15 protein-coding genes, 1 tRNA gene and 2 pseudogenes are annotated in these 21,705 nt (G+C 53.1%); 10 read left to right on the top strand and 8 right to left on the bottom strand.

The features are described from left to right. Positions 1-9 precede the first annotated feature (9 nt). The 6 genes and pseudogenes from OGY35_RS08410 to OGY35_RS08385 form a co-directional block, all read left to right on the top strand. Positions 10-807, top strand: coding sequence for an SDR family NAD(P)-dependent oxidoreductase (locus OGY35_RS08410; protein WP_286631996.1), 798 nt, complete (start codon positions 10-12; stop codon positions 805-807). A gap of 26 nt (positions 808-833) precedes the next feature. Further along, complete coding sequence (locus OGY35_RS08405; protein ID WP_152400689.1) at positions 834-1,250, top strand: SRPBCC family protein; 417 nt, start codon at positions 834-836, stop codon at positions 1,248-1,250. Between the two features lie 157 nt (positions 1,251-1,407). Beyond that, complete coding sequence (locus tag OGY35_RS08400; RefSeq protein WP_152400687.1) at positions 1,408-1,620, top strand: YdgH/BhsA/McbA family protein; 213 nt, start codon at positions 1,408-1,410, stop codon at positions 1,618-1,620. A gap of 18 nt (positions 1,621-1,638) precedes the next feature. Next, entirely contained in the window at positions 1,639-2,736 is a 1,098-nt protein-coding gene (locus tag OGY35_RS08395; RefSeq protein WP_195296004.1) for an alkene reductase, read from the top strand. Positions 2,737-2,900: 164 nt separating this feature from the next. Continuing rightward, a complete protein-coding gene (locus OGY35_RS08390) occupies positions 2,901-3,392 on the top strand; it encodes a GNAT family N-acetyltransferase (RefSeq protein ID WP_286631993.1) in 492 nt (163 codons plus the stop codon). A gap of 56 nt (positions 3,393-3,448) precedes the next feature. Continuing rightward, positions 3,449-3,793: pseudogene (locus OGY35_RS08385) on the top strand (IS4 family transposase); the annotation flags it as partial. Positions 3,794-3,850: 57 nt separating this feature from the next. Here OGY35_RS08385 and OGY35_RS08380 read toward each other — a convergent pair. The 3 genes and pseudogenes from OGY35_RS08380 to OGY35_RS08370 form a co-directional block, all read right to left on the bottom strand. Continuing rightward, positions 3,851-6,460: an autotransporter outer membrane beta-barrel domain-containing protein gene (locus OGY35_RS08380; protein WP_353655479.1), complete on the bottom strand. Its 2,610-nt coding sequence runs from the start codon at positions 6,458-6,460 to the stop codon at positions 3,851-3,853. Positions 6,461-7,343: 883 nt separating this feature from the next. Next, positions 7,344-7,547 (bottom strand): annotated as a pseudogene (locus OGY35_RS08375) (Arm DNA-binding domain-containing protein); the annotation flags it as partial. Positions 7,548-7,741: 194 nt separating this feature from the next. Continuing rightward, a tRNA-Sec gene (locus OGY35_RS08370) sits at positions 7,742-7,836 on the bottom strand. Between the two features lie 288 nt (positions 7,837-8,124). Between OGY35_RS08370 and OGY35_RS08365 the strand changes: the two genes are divergently transcribed. Together OGY35_RS08365 and yicI are read left to right on the top strand one after the other, a co-directional pair. Continuing rightward, positions 8,125-9,507: a glycoside-pentoside-hexuronide family transporter gene (locus OGY35_RS08365; RefSeq protein WP_286631990.1), complete on the top strand. Its 1,383-nt coding sequence runs from the start codon at positions 8,125-8,127 to the stop codon at positions 9,505-9,507. 11 nt (positions 9,508-9,518) lie between these two features. Then, positions 9,519-11,837, top strand: a complete 2,319-nt coding sequence (gene yicI / locus OGY35_RS08360; RefSeq protein ID WP_286631989.1) for an alpha-xylosidase — start codon at positions 9,519-9,521, stop codon at positions 11,835-11,837. On the opposite strand, the gene OGY35_RS08355 is transcribed toward yicI, so the two are convergent. After that, entirely contained in the window at positions 11,834-13,009 is a 1,176-nt protein-coding gene (locus OGY35_RS08355; protein WP_353655478.1) for an MFS transporter, read from the bottom strand. The genes yicI and OGY35_RS08355 overlap by 4 nt on opposite strands. 97 nt (positions 13,010-13,106) lie before the next feature. Between OGY35_RS08355 and OGY35_RS08350 the strand changes: the two genes are divergently transcribed. Beyond that, a complete protein-coding gene (locus OGY35_RS08350) occupies positions 13,107-13,865 on the top strand; it encodes a MurR/RpiR family transcriptional regulator (protein ID WP_286631988.1) in 759 nt (252 codons plus the stop codon). Here OGY35_RS08350 and OGY35_RS08345 read toward each other — a convergent pair. The 4 genes from OGY35_RS08345 to xanP form a co-directional block, all read right to left on the bottom strand. Next, complete coding sequence (locus OGY35_RS08345; RefSeq protein WP_046492246.1) at positions 13,849-15,228, bottom strand: family 4 glycosyl hydrolase; 1,380 nt, start codon at positions 15,226-15,228, stop codon at positions 13,849-13,851. The genes OGY35_RS08350 and OGY35_RS08345 overlap by 17 nt on opposite strands. A 12-nt stretch (positions 15,229-15,240) precedes the next feature. Next, positions 15,241-16,803 carry a PTS transporter subunit EIIC gene (locus OGY35_RS08340; RefSeq protein WP_152400671.1) on the bottom strand — a complete coding sequence of 521 codons (1,563 nt, stop codon included), beginning with the start codon at positions 16,801-16,803 and terminating at the stop codon, positions 15,241-15,243. Positions 16,804-16,998: 195 nt separating this feature from the next. Beyond that, on the bottom strand, positions 16,999-18,732 hold the full coding sequence (locus OGY35_RS08335) for an AsmA family protein (RefSeq protein WP_286631987.1): 1,734 nt from the start codon (positions 18,730-18,732) through the stop codon (positions 16,999-17,001). 121 nt (positions 18,733-18,853) lie between these two features. Beyond that, positions 18,854-20,245, bottom strand: coding sequence for a xanthine/proton symporter XanP (gene xanP / locus OGY35_RS08330; protein WP_286631986.1), 1,392 nt, complete (start codon positions 20,243-20,245; stop codon positions 18,854-18,856). 229 nt (positions 20,246-20,474) lie between these two features. Between xanP and gltS the strand changes: the two genes are divergently transcribed. Next, positions 20,475-21,680 carry a sodium/glutamate symporter gene (gltS, locus tag OGY35_RS08325; RefSeq protein ID WP_042323365.1) on the top strand — a complete coding sequence of 402 codons (1,206 nt, stop codon included), beginning with the start codon at positions 20,475-20,477 and terminating at the stop codon, positions 21,678-21,680. Positions 21,681-21,705: the final 25 nt, after the last annotated feature.

Raw genomic sequence — 21,705 nt, 5'->3', positions numbered from 1 at the left:
GAGAAAAATATGAAACTGGATCTGACAGGTAAGGTCGCTGTTGTCAGCGGCTCGACCTCCGGTATTGGGCAGGGTATTGCTGCCGGACTGGCAAAAGCAGGTGCAACGGTGGTTGTCGTCGGTCGCAAACAGCACGGCGTCGATGACGCAATGGCCGCGATTACGGCGCAACACCCTGCGGCGTCGCTGCGCGGCGTGGTGGCCGATCTCAGCACCGAACATGGCGTAAATGCGCTGATCGCCGCCGTTCCGACGGCGGATGTGCTGGTCAATAATCTGGGGATTTTCAACGATAAAGATTTCTTTAGCGTTCCGGATGACGAGTGGCTGCACTTCTACAACGTCAACGTTATCTCCGGTGTGCGCCTGGCGCGTCATTATGCGCCAGCCATGACGGAACAGGGCTGGGGGCGAATTATCTTTGTTTCGTCCGAATCGGGCGTAGCTATCCCCGGCGACATGATCAACTACGGCGTCACGAAAGCCGCGAATCTGGCGGTGTCCCATGGTCTGGCGAAGCGACTCGCCGGAACCGGTGTGACCGTTAACGCCATTCTGCCGGGGCCGACTTTTACTGATGGCCTGCAGGAGATGCTGGCGGACGCCGCCGCGCAGTCGGGACGTAGCCCGCGTGAACAAGCCGACGAGTTTGTCAGAACGGCGCGCCCGAGCTCCATCATCCAGCGTGCGGCGGATGTGGAAGAAGTGGCGAATCTTGCGGTGTATCTCGCGTCACCGCTCTCCTCGGCAACGACAGGGGCAGCCCTGCGCGTCGATGGCGGCGTCGTCGACACCCTGACAATGTAACCCTATAAATTTAAGAGAAAAATATCATGGCTAAGACAAGTGTATCGATTGAAATTCCGGCTTCTGCCGACGCCGTATGGCAACTGATGGGCGGCTTTGACGCGTTGCCGGACTGGCTGCCGTTCATCCCGAAAAGCGTGGTGACAGAAGGGGGGCGCGTGCGTTCGCTGACAACTTCCGACGGCGGTACCGTGATTGAGCGTCTGGAAGCGTTTGATAATCGTCAGCGCAGCTACACCTACTCCATTATTCAGGCGCCGTTCCCGGTGGTGAATTACCTCTCAACCATCACGGTTCATGAGACCGCCGACAGCCAGGTTTCCCGCGTGGAATGGTCCGGCGAATTCACGCCAGTGAACGTATCTGACGAAGAGGCACGGGCGCTATTTACGGGCATCTACAGTGATGGTCTCAAGGCGCTGAAGGACAACTTCGTTTCCTGATACGACCTGCAGGCGTCGGAGAATCTGACGCCTTATTATTAACTAAAACGCAATAGTCTATTGCCATTTGTATCATTTATGTCATCAGGCTATAGGCGTATTCTTCTTCTATCGCGTTAATCAACGCCAAATTATCACTTTATTCTGGGATATAAACATGAAAACTATTTTCGCTATTTTTACGGCTTCTCTGCTCTCTGCTGCGGCGTTTAACGCCTCTGCGCAAAGCGTGACGGCAACGGGCACCACGCTGGATTCCGCTGAAGCGGTCATCGCGCAAAAAGCCAAAGAGATGAACGCCTCTGAATACAAAATTACCAGTGCGCGCATGGGTAACACCGTCACCATGAGTGCAGAACTGTATAAATAATCGCGAGAGGAACCCATTATGTTATTCGATCACTATGCGCTGAATGCCTTGCCGTTAAAAAACCGGATTGTTATGCCGCCGATGACGCGTTCTCGCGCCGGGGCAGGCGACGTCGCGACTGACATGATGGCGGACTATTACGCACAGCGTGCCAGCGCAGGGCTCATCATTAGCGAAGGCACGCAAATCAGCCAACAGGGTCAGGGCTATGCCTGGACGCCGGGCATCTATTCTGAAGCGCAAATTGCCGGCTGGAAAAAAGTCACCGACGCCGTGCACAAGGCGGGCGGTAAAATCTTCGCTCAGTTGTGGCACGTCGGTCGTGTTTCACACACCGTTTTGCAGCCTGGCGGCGCGGCACCGGTCTCTTCTTCTGCCATTCAGGCGCCAGGGGTGAAAGTGTTTGTCGATGTTGAAGGGCGTGGCCCGGAAAATGGCGTCGGCGAGATGGTGCAGCATGACATGCCGCGTGCCCTGACGCGGGAAGAGATCCCGGCTATCGTCAATGACTATGCCCAGGCGGCGCGCAATGCTATCGCTGCGGGGTTCGACGGTATTGAACTGCACGGGGCGAACGGCTATCTGATCAACCAGTTCATTGACTCGCAGGCCAACCTGCGTGATGACGACTACGGCGGCTCGCTGCAAAATCGTCTGCGCTTTATGCGAGAGGTGGTGACGGCGGTCTCTGCGGCGATTGGTAAAGAGCGTGTGGGCATTCGTCTCGCACCGCTGACCACGCTGATGGGGTCAAAAGATGATACGCCGGAAGCGACCTACCTGGCGGCGGCCAGCGTGCTGAATGAGCTGGGCATTGCCTATATTCATATCGCAGAAGCGGACTGGGAAGATGCGCCGGTCATGCCTGCCGCGTTTAAAGAAGCGCTGCGCATTATCTTCCACGGCACGCTGATTTATTCCGGTAAATACACCAAAGCGCGTGCTGAAGAGGCGCTGGCGAACGGCTGGGCCGATCTGATCGGTTTTGGTCGCCCGTTTATTGCCAACCCGGATCTGCCGCATCGTCTGAAAAATGACTTGCCGCTGAATGCGCCCATTAAAGAGACGTTCTTCGGCGGCGGGAAAGAAGGGTATCTGGATTACCCGGTTCTCTGATTCCATGACGCAGCGCGTCGATCTGCTCGCGCATCCACAAAAGGCCCGGTGAATAACACAACGCCGGGCATCCCCTTCTTTCTTCATGTGAATACAATCAGCGTAAACCGTATTGTCAACAGGTATGATGAGGCTCTCCAGTTGATTCAGTAAAAGGGAAACGCATGTCCACTCCGCTATTCCGTCAGGCCACGCCCGCCGATATTGACCGCTGTTATGAGATTGAAACGCTCGCCTACGAAGGCGATGAAGCGGCAACCCGGGAAAAGATTGCCACCCGTATCCAGCGCTATCCGCAGGGATTTATGTGCATGGAACTGAACGGTGAGGTGGCTGGCTTTATCAATGCCGGATGCGCCTGGGTGGTGGTGATGTCTGATGAAGAATTTAAGGAACTGGTGGGGCACGATCCGGATGCGCCCAATGCGGTGATTATGTCGGTGGTGGTACACCCGGATTTTCAGGGGAAAGGCTACTCGTCACTGATGATGCGTGAGTTTGTAACGCGGATGAAAGCGATGCACAAAAAAACGATTCACCTGATGTGCAAAGACCGTCATGTCGATCTCTATGCCCACTTTGGCTATCGCTACGTCAAACCGTCAGAATCCGATCACGGTGGGATGGCGTGGCACGAGATGGTGATGACGTTGTAAGTGAGGCGATGAGAACCGTGCAAAACACGAATGCAGAAGGAGTTTTAGGCTTTCTGAAGCAGGGCATGATGGACAATCTCTGGACGTTACGCAGCAAGTTGCCAGAACTGGTGCGACAGGAGTTATGGGGTGTACTGCTGACTTACAACCTGGTGAGATACCAGATGGTAAGAATGGCGTTCGAACTGAAAGGTGATTATCTGCCTTACCAACTGAGCTTTAGCGGGACAATAAGTGAAATAACCTGGCTACTGATAACGTTGCCATGGGCTTCACCGGGTAAGGTGCCGGGTGAGTTAATAACGTTGTATGAGCAAGCAAAGTGGCTGGTATTACCGGGAAGAAGGGAGCGAAGTTACCCCAGGGAATTGAGAGTAAAAGCCCAGAAATATCCGGCATAAAAAAATGCTGATCACCTTAAGTGACCAGCATTAGGGAAATTCCCGGCTTTCTTAGTATCAGAATGCGACTTTGACGCCCAGCATCGCGGAGGTATCGCTGTAACCCTTATCCCCCACCTGTTGCGCCACGTTGCCCCACAGGGTGACATTCTTATTCAACTGACCTTCAACACCTGCTTTTACTTCGCCGATATTCTTCGTGCCAGCGTAGTCCACGCTTTCGCCATTCAGCGTTGCGCCAAAGTCCTTGCTGTTACGGATCCAGTTCACTTCCACAAACGGCTGGAAGTTACGGCCGGTGTTGTCATCGAGCGAGTGATGACCTTTGCCGAACAGACGGATGCCGAGGCGGGTCTGCAGGTTGCCATCCCCTTTGCCTTCGACACGCGTGCCGTTGGTTTCTTTATGGGAATCGGCTTTGACGCCCATCCAGGTTGCCTGGGCCTTCGGCTGGATATACACCGCCGACCGTTCGCTCAGATCGCTCAGTTTCCAGGTATAGCCCGCTTCTACAGAACCGGTAAAACCTTTGGATTTGTATTTCTCCGCGGCAACGTCTTCACCTGAGACGGTGTTGTCAAACCAGTTGTACAGCGCCCACGTATCCACATACGCGCCTTCCTGAGTTTCGTTGTTTTGCAGCCAGGTGCCATACATCCCGACGCTGTAACCGTCGATGGATGAATCCGCGCGATAACCCGTTTTGTTGCTGTTGCTGCGGCTTTTCTGGTTGGCGTAACCCGCCATCACGCCGACATGGTAGCGATCCTGATTGTCGGTGCTCCACTGGGCAATGTCGCTGCCCAGTTGCATGACATAGCGATTGCTCTGAATGGCGAGCTGGCCGCTGTTGTCATGAGCGCGCGTGTGACCGCCGCTGTTGCGCAACCACAAGCTGGTGACAGACTCTTCGCCCGTGATGGCGTCGGTGTAATGCGTTTCGCCCAGACGGTCCTGCAGACGATGGTTAAACATCGTATTCGCGGCGTACAGGTTAGCGCCGTACAGGCCCGCTTCCGGGCGGACCAGCGCTTCCGGTTTTGTTGCCGGGGCTTCTGGTGAGGCTGGCGCAGGCGTTGGATCGACGGGGTCAACCGGTTCTGGCGACAGGGCACTGGTCAGATACCAGTTGTTGGCATTCTGCCCGTTGCCGCGCAGCAGGTTATAGTCATACGCACCGGCAACGATACGACCGGACTGCTTAAATTCACCGTCAGAGGCGCCCTCCACGCTAATCAACTCGATACCGTTGGTGGTCAGCGCGCCGTTACCCCCCGCGTTTTTCACCTGGACGGTCGTCGAACCGCTGGTGTTGCCGTTGATGGTCAGATGGTCCGTTTCAGAAGCGTCATTACCCAGCGCGGTGTTCATCACGATATGACCGTTTTCACCGTGGTAGTCGCCATTCAGCGTTAGCGTCTTAAAGGCAGGTGTGGCACGGGTGGATCGGCTTGCGGCGCCGTCTTCATGCAGGAAGTTCAGCGTCGCGTCTTTCAGCGTCAGGTTGGTGACTTTTGAATTTCCGGTCATATCCCAGCGCGTATTGCCACCGTTCAGCGTCATGTTGATGACGCCGATGTTCGAATACGATATCGTTCGCCAGATTTCAGAATCCCCATAAAGATACGAATTATCCGTCGTGGCGATATCAATGACGGAATACGGATCGGCAGAGATTTTGCCCCACGCGACCAGCTTGACGCCATCGATCGTCGCGGAGTTATAAATCGAATACAGAGTGCCGGTGGTCGTATCGTATGCCTTCTGGCTACCCAGTGTGACGTCGCCGAGGAAGTGTGTTTTTTTGCTGACGCGGTCGAGCAAATAGACGTTTTCGCCGCCTTCTGTATCGACGGTTAATTTGCCGATGATGCTGTTATTTGCTGAATTAGAGACCCCTGAAATGCGGGATTTTTCTCCCCCTTTCAGGTAGATGTTCGCTTCATGGATCGTGGTGATCGATTTATCGTCGCTGGTATTTGTACCAAAATGAAGGCCGTAAAGGTTATTGTTGCTGGACGCATTAATATTCAGCTTATTAACTTCCGTTTCGGCGTTCGCATAAATCGTGAAAAAGCCGGAAACTGCATTATGCACCGCCGGGTTATAGGCGATGTTGCTCTGCATTTTGATGTTAACTTCATTCATGAAAACATGCTTGCGGGCGCCATTTGCGTCGTTTGTATCCGCAAGGTTTACCCCATAGAGCGCACCCTGGGTTGAGGTTTCAAGGTCAACATTTGTTGTCCCGGTAATATTAACCGAGGCTTCATTATTCCATAGCCAAAGGCCGGATGCTTCATTAATACCAATAGTGTCCGGACCATTAGAACGGTAGGTCACATTGATATTTTCGGCATCCATTGACGCATGGCCCTGAAGATAGATCCCTTCGGCGCGGGCCATAGGAAACAGCATGTTTTCTTTGGTCGTATTAAGATTAATATTCGTGGTGCCTTTCAGCACCAGATGGTTCGAGCCATGTGCGCCGATCCCGTCGAAGGCGGCGCCTGTGCTGTTGACCGTCAGATTCTTTGCCGTAAATTGACCGTCGCCATTCAGGTCAATCACATCTTCATTACCAATCGCGTGGATCTGATCAGAGGTAAAGTTCACAACGGAACCATCGCCTAAATCCAGCTTTCCAGCGTTCTGGCTGATTGCCACATCCGGTGAAATTCCGGCCTGGCCATTAACGGTTGTTTTGCCATTTACGATTACGTCAGCATTTGGAGAATAAACGCTAATGCGTGACCAGACCGAATCATTATTAATGGTGACCTTTTGTTCAGGGGATGCGGGAGTTATATAAAGCAAGTCATCCGCCGCACAGGCGGACCCGGAGGCCAGTATTGCACTCATAATAAGTGCAATTTTTCTCGGTTTTAATTCCCTGTGATAATAGAAAGACAGCATAAGCGTACCTTTTAAATCCGTATATTAGTGCGTGGTTTGTGATAAAGTTTAATAAGAGTGTTTCTATTGCTGTGTTTTATTTCAATAATGAAATGGAAAAATAGTAAAATCTTTTTAACTCATTAAGCAGTAACCACCCGTCCTGGGAATATAATCAACACGCTAAGGTTGTACTTTATTATTTGGTTTCTGTTGTGATTATTTTAGTAACCGTTCGGATCAAATCATAATGAAATAGTCTTAAATTTTTCTTGCTATTAAATTCTTTTATATAATGAATTTAAGATATAAAAATCTTAAATTATTTATTTTTTTGGATTAAAAATCTGAATATGGGTGGGGCGAGTGGCAGGAATCCGCTTTCGCCAGGCGCAAAAGCGGAATTTTTGTTTTTATTCACCACGCAGAATCTGGCGGAAATGGGATAAGGGACGAACTTCGGCGAGGTTAAAATCTAAATTATTTGAGACATTGACTGAGCGCTGCGCGACTCTCAGTAAAAGTGCCCCCCCCCCCGCGGCGGCCAGTTTATTTGTGTTGAGCCGCACATCTCGTGCGTCAGGGGCTTCGGACGAAATCAACAGCTCCGGCAGGCGCGCTTCCTGACCCAGTTCGGTAAGGATATGCCGGGCGATCTCATAGCGGCTGGCGTTATTCCGGGCGCCAGTGTGGTACAGGCCATAGACAGCATCTTTTCTTTACCGGCGAAGCGGTACTTCATACGCCAGTATTTGGAACCATTAGCGTTAATCAGCAGATACATACCGCCGCCATCAGCCAGCTTATAGGGTTTTTCTTTTGGCTTCGCGGTTTTCACTTTAACATCGATTAGCGCCATGACATCCTCCGGCTTTTGATGAATCCATCCTCTTGGGAGATTTCCGCCAGTAACCAGCCTGATACCCCCAATGCACCCCCAAAAACAACTTGATGTGGGTTGAAGTCGGGTGACCTCAGGATACAAGGACAGCCTGATATATAAGGGATTACAAAGGAGATTATTGACTTCGGGAGAGTTCAGTAGATGCAAACTGGCGGAAGATCACAGGAGTCGAACCTGCCCGGGACCGCTGGCGGCCCCAACTGGATTTGAAGTCCAGCCGCCTCACCGGAGACGACGATCTTCCGCGCCTGCATTGCTACATGGAGGCGGGGCGCATTATAGCTACTTCCTGACGTTTCCACACCCCCTCACTCACTTTTTTAACTTCCCTTTCTCCTTACCATGATCGGTTTCATATAAATCCTCATAAATTCCGCTAGTTACATTTCCTCACATCTTCTGGCGCAACCGCGATCACAGAAAACAAGAATCGTAATTTGATAACGAGATATCGGAATATTCGCAGCCAACGGGATGGTTTACAAAAACGGTAACCGGTACCAGTGCGCATGGGAGCGCCAAAGGATGTGTTATGACTATTCATGTTTTGTCTGTTAAGGAGAAGATTGGCTACGGTATGGGTGACGCGGCCAGTCATATTATTTTCGATAACGTCATGCTGTATATGATGTTTTTTTATACCGATATTTTCGGTATCCCTGCCGGTTTTGTCGGCACCATGTTTTTACTGGCGCGCGCGCTGGACGCTATTTCAGACCCGTGCATGGGACTGCTGGCGGACCGAACGCGCTCTCGTTGGGGAAAATTCCGTCCGTGGATACTGTTTGGCGCCCTGCCGTTTGGTGTGGTTTGCGTTCTGGCATACAGCACGCCGGACCTCAGCCTGAACGGTAAGATGATTTACGCCGCTGTCACCTATACGCTGTTGACGCTGCTTTATACCGTGGTGAATATCCCGTATTGCGCGTTGGGTGGGGTGATTACCAGCGACCCGACGCAGCGTATTTCCCTACAGTCCTGGCGCTTTGTGTTGGCGACGGCGGGCGGAATGCTCTCGACCGTGCTGATGATGCCACTGGTGAATCTCATTAACAGCGAGAACAAAGCGGTGGGTTTCCAGGGCGGGATCGCGGTGTTGTCCGTGGTGGCGTTTCTGATGCTGGCATTCTGCTTCTTCACGACTAAGGAGCGTGTGGAAGCGCCGCCGAGCACCACCTCGATGCGTGAAGATCTGCGCGATATCTGGCAAAACGACCAGTGGCGGATAGTGGGGCTCCTGACCATCCTCAATATCCTCGCCGTCTGCGTGCGCGGTGGTGCGATGATGTATTACGTCACCTGGATCATGGGAACGCCGGAGGTGTTTGTCGCCTTCCTTACTACCTACTGCGTCGGTAACCTGATTGGCTCCGCGCTGGCAAAACCCCTCACCGACTGGAAATGCAAGGTCAGTATCTTCTGGTGGACCAATGCGGCGCTGGCCGTGGTTAGCCTCGCGATGTTCTTCGTCCCGATGCAGGCCGACATCACCATGTTCGTCTTCATCTTCGCGATCGGCGTGTTGCACCAACTGGTGACGCCGATCCAATGGGTGATGATGTCCGATACCGTCGATTATGGCGAATGGTGCAACGGTAAACGTCTGACCGGCATCAGTTTTGCGGGCACTCTGTTCGTACTCAAGCTGGGACTGGCGCTCGGTGGCGCGCTTATTGGCTGGATGCTGGCGGGCGGCGGTTACGACGCGTCGGCGAAAACCCAGAACAGTGCCACCCTCAGCATCATTATTGCGCTGTTTACGATCGTCCCGGCCATCTGTTACCTGCTGAGCGCCGTGATTGCCAAACGCTATTACACCCTGAAAACGCCCTACCTGAGAAATATTCTTGACCAACTGGCACAAGGTGCGCGCCGCAATCAGCACGAATTTACGCATAACGAATTTCAGAACTAAAGGAACAGAGTATGAAGATTAGCGACGGGAACTGGCTGATTCAGCCGGGCCTTAATTTGACTCATCCGATCCAGGTGTTTGATGTAGAACAGCACGGTAACGAACTGGTGGTTTATGCCGCACCGCGCGACGTACGTGAACGCACCTGGCAACTGGATACCCCGCTGTTTACGTTGCGTTTCTTTTCGCCGCAGGAAGGGGTTGTGGGCGTACGCATGGAACACTTTCAGGGGGCGCTGGATAACGGTCCGCATTACCCGCTCAATGTTTTGCAGGACGTGAAGGTCGACATCCAGAACACGGCTGACGTTGCTGAATTGAAAAGCGGTAACTTAAGCGTACGCGTTACCAAAGGTGAGTTCTGGTCGCTGGATTTCCTGCGTAACGGCGTGCGCATCACTGGCAGTCAGTTGAAGAACAACGGCTATGTGCAGGACACCGACACGCAGCGAAACTACATGTTCGAGCGCCTGGATCTGGGCGTCGGCGAGACGGTTTACGGTCTGGGCGAGCGCTTTACCGCACTGGTGCGTAATGGCCAGACGATAGAAACCTGGAACCGCGACGGCGGCACCAGCACTGAGCAGTCTTACAAAAACATCCCGTTTTACATGACTAACCGTGGCTACGGCGTACTGGTCAACCATCCACAGTGCGTCTCGTTTGAAATCGGCTCGGAGAAGGTGTCGAAAGTGCAGTTCAGCGTCGAAGGCGAATATCTCGAATACTTCGTGATCGACGGCCCGACGCCGAAAGAAGTGCTGAACCGCTATACCCGCTTCACGGGGCGTCCGGCGCTGCCGCCTGCCTGGTCGTTTGGCCTGTGGCTGACCACCTCGTTCACCACCAACTACGACGAGGCGACGGTAAACAGCTTCATTGATGGCATGGCAACGCGCAATCTGCCGCTGCACGTCTTCCACTTCGATTGCTTCTGGATGAAGGCCTTCCAGTGGTGTGATTTCGAATGGGATCCGGTGACCTTCCCGGACCCGGAAGGGATGATTCGTCGGCTGAAGGAGAAAGGGCTGAAGGTCTGCGTTTGGATCAACCCGTACATTGGACAGAAATCACCGATTTTCAATGAACTCAAAGAGAAAGGCTATCTGCTGAAGCGTCCGGATGGTTCTCTGTGGCAGTGGGATAAATGGCAGCCGGGGCTGGCGATTTATGACTTCACCAATCCGCAGGCCTGTGAATGGTATGCCAGCAAACTGAAAGGTCTGGTGGATATCGGCGTTGACTGTTTCAAGACCGACTTCGGCGAGCGTATCCCGACCGATGTGCAATGGTTTGATGGTTCCGATCCGCAGAAAATGCACAACCATTATGCGTATATCTACAACGAGCTGGTATGGAACGTACTGAAAGAGACCGTGGGTGAAGAAGAGGCGGTTCTGTTTGCCCGATCCGCTTCCGTGGGTGCCCAACAATTCCCGGTGCACTGGGGCGGCGACTGTTACGCCAACTATGAGTCAATGGCGGAAAGCCTGCGCGGCGGCTTGTCTATCGGCTTGTCCGGGTTTGGCTTCTGGAGCCATGATATCGGCGGCTTCGAGAATACCGCGCCGGCACACGTCTATAAACGCTGGTGTGCGTTTGGTCTGCTCTCCAGCCACAGTCGCTTGCACGGCAGTAAATCCTATCGTGTGCCCTGGGCGTATGACGATGAATCCTGCGATGTGGTGCGCTACTTCACCGAGCAGAAGTGCCGCATGATGCCGTATCTGTACCGGGAGGCGGTTCGTGCGCACGAACGGGGCACGCCGATGATGCGCGCCATGATGCTGGAGTTCCCGGACGATCCGGCATGCGATTATCTCGACCGTCAGTATATGCTGGGTGATTCTGTGATGGTGGCACCGGTGTTCTCGCAAGCCGGTGATGTGCAGTTTTACCTGCCGGAAGGACGTTGGACGCACCTGTGGCGCAACGACGAAGTGCAGGGTAGTCGCTGGCACAAACAGCAGCATGACTTCCTGAGTCTGCCAGTGTACGTGCGTGACAACACTCTGCTGGCGCTGGGCAGCAATAATCAAAAGCCGGATTACGCGTGGAACGACGGCACCGCCTTTCAGTTGTTCTCTCTCGACGAGGGACGCGAAGCCGTTTGTGAAGTCCTTGCGGCGGACGGTTCGGTTGTCTTTACGCTGACCGCTAAGCGCAATGGCAACACCCTCACAGTGACGGGGAATGGCGATGCGCACAGCTGGACGCTGTGCCTGCGTAACATTGCGCAAATTAGCGGTATTCGCGGTGGTTCACATCGGGGCAGCGAACCGGGCGTGGTGGTAACACCGCAGAGTCATGAGATCGTCATTACGCTTTAAGCGGATGTAGCGAGGGGGCGGAGATTCAGCCGCCCCCATAGCGCCAGCAGCAGATACAGCACGACCGGTAGTAAAAAGCTGAACCGGAGATTGAGTCCGTCAATGCAGACCGCCTGCAATAAGGGAATGACCGCGCCGCCAATCCCGGCCATCACCATGGCTGCGGCAGAAATGTTGGCAATTGCCGGATTTTTGTTGATGGTATGCCCGAAGATAATCGGATACAGAATCGAGTTTCCTAAGCCGGTCAGGATAAGCAGGTAACCGCCGGTGATATCGTTCAGCCATATCGCCATGATAACCGCCGTTGCGCAGGCCAGCGTCGCCACCAGAAACGGCGTGTAATTGCCGGTTTTGTCGGCGAGCAGACCATAAAGAAAACGCCCCGCCAGCGCACCTCCCCAGTAAAAAGAAACCAGCGACATCGCGGCCGTGGTGCTCCAGCCGCCGATGGTGATGAGATATTTCACCAGGCTGGTCGCAAGGCTCACTTCGACGCCAACATAAACAAAAATCGCCGCCACGCTGAATAACAGTTCTCTGTTCTTCCAGGCATTATGCGTCCCCGACACGGCTTTTTCCGGGCGCGCCACATCCGGCAGGCGGATCCAGAAAACACCCGCAATCAGCGCCAGCGAAAAGAGGGCGAGGCAAAGCCAGAGCGCGCTGATGGGCTCTTCGCGCGCCAGGATATCAACCGGGGAAAACGCCAGCAGCAGTGCAACCAGCATGGGGGCAAGGGTAGTGCCCAGTGAATTAACGGCAGAGGCCAGGCACAGATTGCCGATCCGTTTGTGCGGCGGGCTGAGCAACGTCAGATAAGGGTTAGCGACGACCTGCATCGCCGCCACGCCAGTCGCCACCACAAACATCGCCAGCAGTGACAGGGCAAAGGAATCCAGTTGCAGTGCCAGGGCGAACATCAGACATCCCGCAACCGACAACGTTAGCGACAGCAGCAGTACCTTACGGTATCCCTGGCGTTCAATCAGCATTGAGCAGGGCAGGCAGGTCAGAAAAGGGGCAACGTAAAAAATAACGGTAATGAAAATAGACTGCGACCATGACAGATGAAAATACTGATAGAAAAATATGATCAACACGCTGTTAATTGCCGTGATATTTCCCCACAAGAAAAACATCATTGCGAGTAATGCTAGATTTTTATTCATTTCTTTTTTTAATATGAAATTGTGATGAAGTGACCTGTTGCACAGACCGATTGTTTTAAAAAGTGATAAATTTATTTTGCACTCACAGGAGCTTAAAATGGAACTGGAAAATGTATTTCGTGATGTAAAATTAAGTAAGACAGAAGTCACCGTCCTGCGCTTTATTCAGAATAATCCAGAGCAATGCATTCGTGAGGGTATTCGCACAGTCGCGGAGCACTGTTACAGCAACCCGTCCTCGCTGGTTCGACTGGCGAAAAAACTCAAGTTTAGCGGTTGGCTGGAGTTGGTGTACTTCATTAAGTTTAATATCACAATGCCAAAACTTGATGTGACAAATGATATTAACTTTATGAATATCCAGCCTGCCGAAAACCTGTCGCAGCTATTAAATCGACTGCAACACGACCGTATTCTTATTCATGGTAGCGGCTTCTCTCAACTGATTGCTCAATATATTTATAATAAATTCCTGGTGATTGGCGTGAATGCCAGTCTGGCACTTTGGCCGGACTATGAAATACTTGAACAAAAAACGGCTGCAAAATTCGACTCTATCTGGCTGGTGTCTAAATCCGGTCGCAGCAGTTCGGCATTAAACTGGGTCAACGCGCTGGAAGGAAAAAATACCGACCTGGTCTGCTTTACCGGTGACTATCAAAGCCCGCTGGCCCAGGCGGCGGACACCGCCGTCATCATCCACGATCCACAAAAGTTTGATGATGATATCTACTGGAGCAATCCTTTCTTTGGTTACTGCATCCTGGGATTCGAACATCTGCTGAAGCTCTGGTTTTTGCAAAATCCGGGCGGGGCGTCAGTCGACGCCCCGGGGACGATCATTTCCAGTCGCTAAACTGCGCTTCGTCGAGATACTCGCTAACCAGCTGTTTGGCCAGCGACCAGGAGCCAATCAGCGGGTGCGCCATTAATGCGCGGATAGCCAGACTCTTATCTTTGCGCATGATGGCGTCCACTGCCAGACGTTCGTACTCTTTAACGCAGGAGATCATGTTTTTCTGGGCGTCCGGTACGTGGATTGGCGTAACGGGTTTCAGCCCCTCTTTGCTCAGGTCACAGCTGATCTCAATAACATCATCAGGACGTAAGAAATCCAGCGTGCCGTTATTTTGTAACGAGACAACAATGCGCTTGCTGGTGGAACTGTTCACGGCTTCAAGAATATCCAGCGCCACCCCTGCGTAACCGCCACTATCCGGCTCTTCAATAAACTGTTGCAGCGTTAACGGTGTGCGAGTATTGAATTTTTCCTGATGCGACTCGTTCTGCATATAGCTATTTTCGCGGCGCAGATAGTGTTTCATCCAGATATCAAATGCGGCTTCCGGGTTTGCCTGCGCATCCACGTTCTGGAGTTCCTCGCGCATTTCCTTGTTGATCCGTGCAATGGCTTCACCGCGGGTTTCCGGCGCATCCTGAATCGCTTTCAGTGCTACTTCGCGATAGTAGTAGTAGTAGAGATATTCATTCAGCAACTGCTTGTCGCAAAGCTGAACCAGCACCGGTGAGAAGTACTGCATCGCCGTTTTACTGTACAGTTCCGGGTTGCTCACCAGTTTGTCGGTCACGTCCTCCCCTTTCACAGTGAAGTGGGTAAACCAGGAGAAGTGGTTCAGACCATAGCATTCCACTTTCAAATCCGCTTCGTCGCAGTTGAGGATGGCGGGCAGTTCGCGAATCAGCTCCGAGGGCGCATCGCAAATGCCATAAACCCGACGTTTAAACCCGGACTTAATGATGGCTTCGGTAACCAGCCCGGAAGGGTTGGTAAAGTTGAACAGAATGGCATCGGGGGCGGCATGCTCTTCAATCAGGCGGCAGTAATTGAGAATGGCGGGAATTGAGCGCATCGCCATCGCAAAACCGCCCGCTCCGGTGGTCTCCTGACCCAATGTGTTATGGTTCAGCGCAATACGTTCATCGCGCACGCGGCTTTCATCGCCGCCGACACGCAGCGTGGTGATGACATAATTGCTGTTCTTTAATGCGGATACCGGATCCGTCGTCAGGCTGAAACGAATATCAGGTCGAATCGTGGCAAAAACATAACGGGCGATTTCGCCGAAAATTTTCAGGTTCTCTTCTGCATTATCGAGGAATACCACTTCTTGTAAACCAATACGATGTGCATTATAGGCCAGAGATTTTGCCAGGAACGCGGAACGAACACCGCCTCCACCTAATACAGTTAATTTCATAACAACTCCTGATTAATTATTTGCCAGCCAGTTATCTACCCGGGATCGAACCTGTCCAACCCTCACACCGTAAATAACCTGAACTTCATTTTGATTACGCACTACGCCATTGGCGCCGGTCGTTTTTAACAGGGCTTCATCAATTTTGTCGGGATGATGGAGCGCGACGCGTAATCGGGTAAAACAGTTATCAACAGAAATAATGTTCTCTTTGCCACCTAAGCCTTTAATGATCTCATCGGTGACGGCCTGACCTGCGTTGGCCTTTTTATTGCGGTAATCTTCTTTGCTGTAGAGCTTCACTTCGCCGTCATCTTCGCGACCCGGGGTTTTCAGGTTCAGTTTGATAACCAGGGTGCGGAAAATCACGTAGTACGCAGCGAACTGCCCGATACCGATCAGGACGTATAACGGCCAGCGGGTGAGGGCTGCCGGCAGCGGCAGGTTATAAATCAGAAACTCAATGAGTCCGGACGCGCCCCACGGGCGAACCGTCAGCAGATCGCAAATCGCCTGAGAAGCGGCGGTCAGCGTGGCGTGAATCAGCCATAACAGCGGTGAAATAAACAGGAACGTAAATTCAATCGGTTCGGTAATTCCGGTCAGAATAGAGGTAATAATCGCGGGCAACAGAATTGCCTTCGCCATCATTTTCTTCTCCGGTGTGGCGGTGTGGTAGAACGCCAGCGCCGCGCCGGAAAGGCCAAAGATCGTCGTCATCCCCTGCTGGGAAAAGCGTAGCGCTTCGTTCATCACCGGGGTGAGATCCGGATGGCGCATATAGGCCAGGAAGATAGCCTGCGTCCCGGAGACGACTTGCCCGTCAACGTTCAGGGTTCCGCCAATCTGGGTTAACTGGAACGGTGACCAGACAAAGTGGTGCAGCCCTGTTGGAATCAGGAATTTTTCAAAGAAACCGTACACGAAGACGCCTGCTACCCCGGCATTTTTCATGAAACTGGTTAACGCGGCGATGCCGTGCGTTATGAATGGCCAGAACCAGGTAAACGCAATGGCGTAAAAGAGGATCACCGGCGTCATGGCGATTAAGGTCAGTTTCGCCCCGCCATACATCGAGAGTGCGCCTGGCAGTTCTATTTCAGAGACTTTATTGTGTACCCAGGCAATGGTGCAGCCGAGAATAATCCCTAAAAAGATCCCCATATCGACAACGACAAAACCTAAAATTTGCGTTTGTCCGGTGCCATAATATTCGCCATTGACCTTTTCAGCGATGCCGTGAGTATATTCCAGCCAGGAGTGGTTAGCGCCCAAAAACATAATAAAGCACATGACGGCAACCAGTGCGACTTCGGTTTTTTTATCTTTCGCCAGGCCATAGCTGATGCCGACACAGAAAAGCAGTCCCAGGTTGCCAAATAATGGCCAGAAGGTATCACCAAGGAGTTGGCCTATTTGATGTAAAAAGCTGGTTTCGGATATAAGAGTCGGGTTAGTTAATATTGAGCTTAAGGCCAGAATTAAGCCAATAACAGGTAAGAACAAGACCGCCCCGATCATTGCTCTGGAGAATCTTTGCATATCCGCCAGAATACGTTGACGTATTACAGACATGGCTATTCCTTTATTTTATATAGAGTGTTTGTAATTATTAAATAAGACTTCCAACCTCATCGTTATAACAACTCTCTGGGGGGATGAAAACCTGTTGCGGGAAATAGGCACAAATAGCCGATAAATGAGTACCTGTTTCGTTTTCATGCGAAAAACGCCCCCGGTTCGAGAACATCCGGGGGCGAGGTGGGGAGATTACGGCGTAACGGGGGCGGAGGCTGTTGGCGCGGGTTCGGTCGACGTCACTTCACCCGCAGAGACGACGCCAGCCTGCATGGTTTGCGTGACCTGCTGTTTATCCGCATTCACGGCGTGCAACTGCCCATTCACCGTGGGTTTGAGGGGCGCGTTAGCCTGCACTGTACCGTTGGCGGTCAGTTGAATATTGCCGTCACCGGCGATCGGCAGTGTCGGCCATCCCCACGGTTGCAGAACGTTCACCGGGACACCGCGTCCATTCAGGCTGACCTGCGTCTGGCGTGGTGGCAACTGCGACACGCTGGCGGTTGCTTCCAGAATCCCTCTCTCCGTAAAGGCGCTCAGTTCGCTGATGTTCACCGTGTTGGCGTTGGCGGCCAAAGACAAGGAAGGACGGCGCACGTCGACGCGGTTGAAGGTGGCGGCAGCGGCATTAAGGGTTGCATTTCCGCTCCAGACGCCCCATTGCTGGTTTTGCACCAGCCCCAGATTCACGCCATAGCCATCCAGCGCGGTCAACTGCCACGGGAACGTCGGATCGATATCAATCACCAGGTTGCGGCTGGCATTAAATTTCTTCAGCGTCAGGCTGTTCAGCCATGCCGGTAGCGGCTGCATCCAGCGCTGTTTCCAGTTTTCCGGCAGGGTGTACTCTATGCCCGCGATGGCCGCGTCATCGAGGATCAGGGCTTTACCCTCGCGCAGCCAGTTGCCGGAGGTTCTGACCATACCGCCCTCCCAGCGGGTGGTGAACTGGCGCAGTGCGATACCTTGCGGTGAAAATTCGGCATTCAGAATGGGATCGAACAGGTGCAATGAGCCAAAAATGAACTCGCTGGCATTCATCGACAGTTTGCCTTCCTGCGTTTGCCAGTCGTCTTTGCTGAAGGTCAGATTGCGCAAGCTAAGGTCAAGGTCGGTGACCGCCCAGTCCGGGCCCTGAAGACGCGCGTCGGTGACCTCAAGGCGATTAATCTGTAGCGACGGAATGGTATTAAGCGGCGCGAAAAAGTCTGCCAACGATTTATCGCTTTGCAGTCGGATATCGTTCAGACGCAGATTCTCAACCATCCAACTGCCGTCGGCATGGCGTTTCGCCACGCCGGTTAAGGCACCGCGCGCGATATCTGCACCGATATTGCTTAATGTCACCTGTTCGTTATCGATACTGCCTTCAATCAGGACGTTGGCAGCAGGCACGTCATTCAGCGTCAGAGAGCCGGCGCTGAGCTGGATTTGCGCTTTGCTGCCGAGCACTTTACCGGCTTCAGGCAGCCAGGGGATGATGCCGCCATTCACTCGTTGGGCGCTCAGATCCCACTCGCTGCCAGGGCTGTTAAACGCCATATCCTGCAACTGCAGGCGATCGGCCTGGAGGGGGAGCGGTGCCGTCTGAGGAGAAATATTCAGGGTGCCATTTTGTAGCAGGATCGTATCGACATGTCGTGGATGCGTCAGTTGGCGAGTGCTCAGGCCAATATCGACCGTTTTTGCCACAAGCGTGGCGGGTTGCCCGTCGCGGCCAAAGGTGACGTTTTTCAGCAGGATATGCGAAGGAGAAGAAAAACGATGGTCCATCGCCTCAAAGGACAGTCGATAGTCGCTGTGCTCAGATATCCAGGAACTGGTGTGTTCTGCGCCCCAGCGTGTTTGCAGCAGGAAATAGAGGCCGAGAATCACCACCAGAAGGGCGATCAGCACGTAGAGAATCAGCTTTCCAATAAATTTCATGGTCTTCCATCCTGCGAAGTGCACATAGTTGAGTTATGCACGATTTACGCGCAATCCTCAAGGCAGGAATCGTGAAAGAGTATGATAGCGACGGTGAAGTTGAATCACCGTCGCAAAGCGTTTACTGCTTTTCAGGTGGGAAAATCAGGTTCAGTACAATAGCGGTGATTCCGCCCGCAGCGATTCCGGAAGAGAGCAGATTTTTCACCCAGTCAGGTGCGAACTGCAGTATCAGCGGCTGCTGAGAGACACCAAGACCGACTGCCAGCGACAGCGCAATAATCAGGATCGCGCGGCGGTTCAGCGGTTCACGGGAAACAATACGTACGCCAGATGCCGCGATAGTACCGAACATGACAAGCGTAGCCCCGCCGAGTACCGGCTCAGGAATATGTTGCACAAAGCCGCTCACCGCCGGGAACAGGCCGAGTACGATCAGCATCAGCGCAACCACGAAGCCAACGTAGCGACTGGCCACGCCGGTCAACTGAATGACCCCGTTATTCTGTCCGAAACAGGAGTTCGGGAAGGTGTTAAAGACCGCAGAGACGAATGAGTTCAGACCGTTCGCCAAAACACCCCCCTTCAGACGTTTCATGTACAGCGGGCCAGAAACGGGCTGCTCGGAAACGTCGGACGTTGCGGTGATATCGCCGATGGTCTCCAGAGAAGTGATCATAAACACCAGCATCAGCGGCAGCAGCAGATTCCAGTCAATGCCCAGACCGTAGTACAACGGTGTCGGCACCATGATCAGTTCCTGGGAGGCTGGCGCGCTGTTTTCTGGCAGCATGCCCATAAACCACGCCAGTGCATAACCTGCGACCATGGCGATAACCAGTGAAGCCACGCGCAGGTACGGATTACGCTGACGGTTGAGCAGAATAATCAACAGTAGCACAACGCCTGCCAGCATCAGATTTTTGGGGGCCCCGAAGGTGTTGTCGCTCATCGCGGCATAGCCGCCGCCGATGGACGTCAGACCAACCTGAATCAGCGACAGGCCGATGATCATCACCACCACGCCCGAGACCAGCGGAGTGATAATACGACGCGCAAGATGCAGGATGCGGGAGAGCACCATTTCTGTGCAACTGGCCAGCATCAGGGTACCAAACAGCGCCGCCATCATGGTGGGGACATCTGCGCCACCGGTTTTCAGTGCCGTACCGCCCATAATCAGCGGTGCCACGAAGTTAAAACTGGTGCCCTGAATCGATAACAACCCTGAACCTACCGGACCCCACGCTTTAATCTGAATAATGGAGGCCACGCCGGAGGCGAACAGCGACATACTGATAATGTGTTGCGTATCCTGAGCCGGTAACCCCAGCGCCTGACAGATGAGCAGCGCCGGCGTAATCACCGCAACGAACATCGCCAGCAGATGCTGACAGGCGGCAAACAGGGTTTGTGGAAGCGGCGGGCGATCCTCAAGACGATAAATCAGTTCGCTGTTTTGAGTCTGCGCAACCGGTTGCGCATTTTCGGACTCGAGGGTGTTAACAGACATCAGTGATAATCCCGTGGTGACAAAGCGGGCATTTTATCTGAGCAGAGGGTAAAAGCAAACGTTTGCGAATGGGTATTCTTAATATTTAAAATAGATAAAATAACATTTTTATATAACTTACCGCGCTTTTCTGCTTAAAATCCATGCCGAATTGCCATTAAAAGCTAAAAATATCATCAGGAATAAGACATCGTGCGTAACTGATTCAGACGTACTCAAGGAGCTTTGTATGTTTCAACTCGATACCTTATCAACCCTCGTTGCCGCAACGCTGACGTTGCTGCTGGGGCGTAAACTGGTTCAGTCCGTCTCCTTTCTCAAGAAATACACGATTCCAGAACCCGTTGCCGGCGGGTTGCTGGTGGCGCTGGCCCTGTTGGTGCTGAAAAAGAGCATGGGTTGGGAAGTGAACTTCGATATGACCTTGCGCGATCCGCTGATGCTGGCATTTTTCGCAACCATCGGTTTAAACGCCAACATCGCCAGCCTGCGGGCAGGTGGTCGCGTAGTGGGAATTTTCCTGATCGTGGTGGTGGGGTTGCTGCTGATGCAAAACGCCATCGGCATCGGGATGGCCAGCCTGCTGGGACTTGATCCATTGATGGGGCTGATTGCCGGCTCGATCACGCTGTCTGGTGGACACGGTACCGGCGCGGCCTGGAGTAAGTTGTTTATCGAACGCTACGGCTTTGCTAACGCGACCGAAGTGGCGATGGCGTGCGCGACCTTTGGTTTGATCCTCGGGGGGCTGATTGGCGGGCCTGTTGCGCGTTACCTGGTCAAACACTCGACGACACCGGACGGCATGCCTGACGATCAGGCGGTGCCTACCGCGTTTGAAAAACCGGACGTCGGGCGCATGATCACCTCTCTGGTACTGATCGAAACCATTGCGCTTATCGCTATCTGTCTGACCGTAGGTCGGATTGTTGCGCAACTATTGGTGGGAACGGTGTTTGAGCTGCCGACGTTTGTCTGCGTGCTGTTTGTCGGCGTGATTGTCAGCAACGGTTTGGCCGCGGTGGGATTTTATCGTGTCTTTGAGCGTGCGGTGTCTGTCCTCGGGAACGTCAGTCTGTCGCTGTTTCTGGCCATGGCGCTGATGAGCCTGAAGCTGTGGGAACTGGCATCACTGGCCTTGCCGATGCTGGCGATCCTGGTCGTGCAGTCCATCTTTATGGCGCTGTATGCGATAGTGGTGACCTGGCGGATGATGGGCAAAAACTACGATGCAGCCGTGCTGGCAGCGGGACATTGCGGGTTTGGTCTGGGGGCGACACCAACGGCAATTGCCAACATGCAGGCGATTACCGAGCGGTTCGGGCCTTCACATATGGCCTTTCTGGTGGTGCCAATGGTCGGTGCGTTTTTCATCGACATCGTCAATGCGCTGGTGATCAAACTGTATCTGCTGCTGCCCATTTTTGCGCAATAGAGAGAGGGCGCGGTGGGGATAAACT

The organism is Citrobacter sp. Ct235, assembly GCF_030332305.1.
Taxonomy (GTDB): Bacteria; Pseudomonadota; Gammaproteobacteria; order Enterobacterales; family Enterobacteriaceae; genus Citrobacter_A; species Citrobacter_A telavivensis.
Note: the sequence above shows the minus strand (reverse complement) of the source record. Positions and strands in the feature narration are given on the sequence as shown.

Bases quoted from the DNA above. Each gene is read 5' to 3' on its own strand.
- OGY35_RS08410 (WP_286631996.1), top strand. From the start codon at position 10: ATGAAACTGGATCTGACAGGTAAGGTCGCTGTTGTCAGCGGCTCGACC.
- OGY35_RS08405 (WP_152400689.1), top strand. From the start codon at position 834: ATGGCTAAGACAAGTGTATCGATTGAAATTCCGGCTTCTGCCGACGCC.
- OGY35_RS08400 (WP_152400687.1), top strand. From the start codon at position 1,408: ATGAAAACTATTTTCGCTATTTTTACGGCTTCTCTGCTCTCTGCTGCG.
- OGY35_RS08395 (WP_195296004.1), top strand. From the start codon at position 1,639: ATGTTATTCGATCACTATGCGCTGAATGCCTTGCCGTTAAAAAACCGG.
- OGY35_RS08390 (WP_286631993.1), top strand. From the start codon at position 2,901: ATGTCCACTCCGCTATTCCGTCAGGCCACGCCCGCCGATATTGACCGC.
- OGY35_RS08365 (WP_286631990.1), top strand. From the start codon at position 8,125: ATGACTATTCATGTTTTGTCTGTTAAGGAGAAGATTGGCTACGGTATG.
- yicI (WP_286631989.1), top strand. From the start codon at position 9,519: ATGAAGATTAGCGACGGGAACTGGCTGATTCAGCCGGGCCTTAATTTG.
- OGY35_RS08355 (WP_353655478.1), bottom strand. From the start codon at position 13,009: ATGAATAAAAATCTAGCATTACTCGCAATGATGTTTTTCTTGTGGGGA.
- OGY35_RS08350 (WP_286631988.1), top strand. From the start codon at position 13,107: ATGGAACTGGAAAATGTATTTCGTGATGTAAAATTAAGTAAGACAGAA.
- OGY35_RS08345 (WP_046492246.1), bottom strand. From the start codon at position 15,228: ATGAAATTAACTGTATTAGGTGGAGGCGGTGTTCGTTCCGCGTTCCTG.
- OGY35_RS08340 (WP_152400671.1), bottom strand. From the start codon at position 16,803: ATGTCTGTAATACGTCAACGTATTCTGGCGGATATGCAAAGATTCTCC.
- OGY35_RS08335 (WP_286631987.1), bottom strand. From the start codon at position 18,732: ATGAAATTTATTGGAAAGCTGATTCTCTACGTGCTGATCGCCCTTCTG.
- xanP (WP_286631986.1), bottom strand. From the start codon at position 20,245: ATGTCTGTTAACACCCTCGAGTCCGAAAATGCGCAACCGGTTGCGCAG.
- gltS (WP_042323365.1), top strand. From the start codon at position 20,475: ATGTTTCAACTCGATACCTTATCAACCCTCGTTGCCGCAACGCTGACG.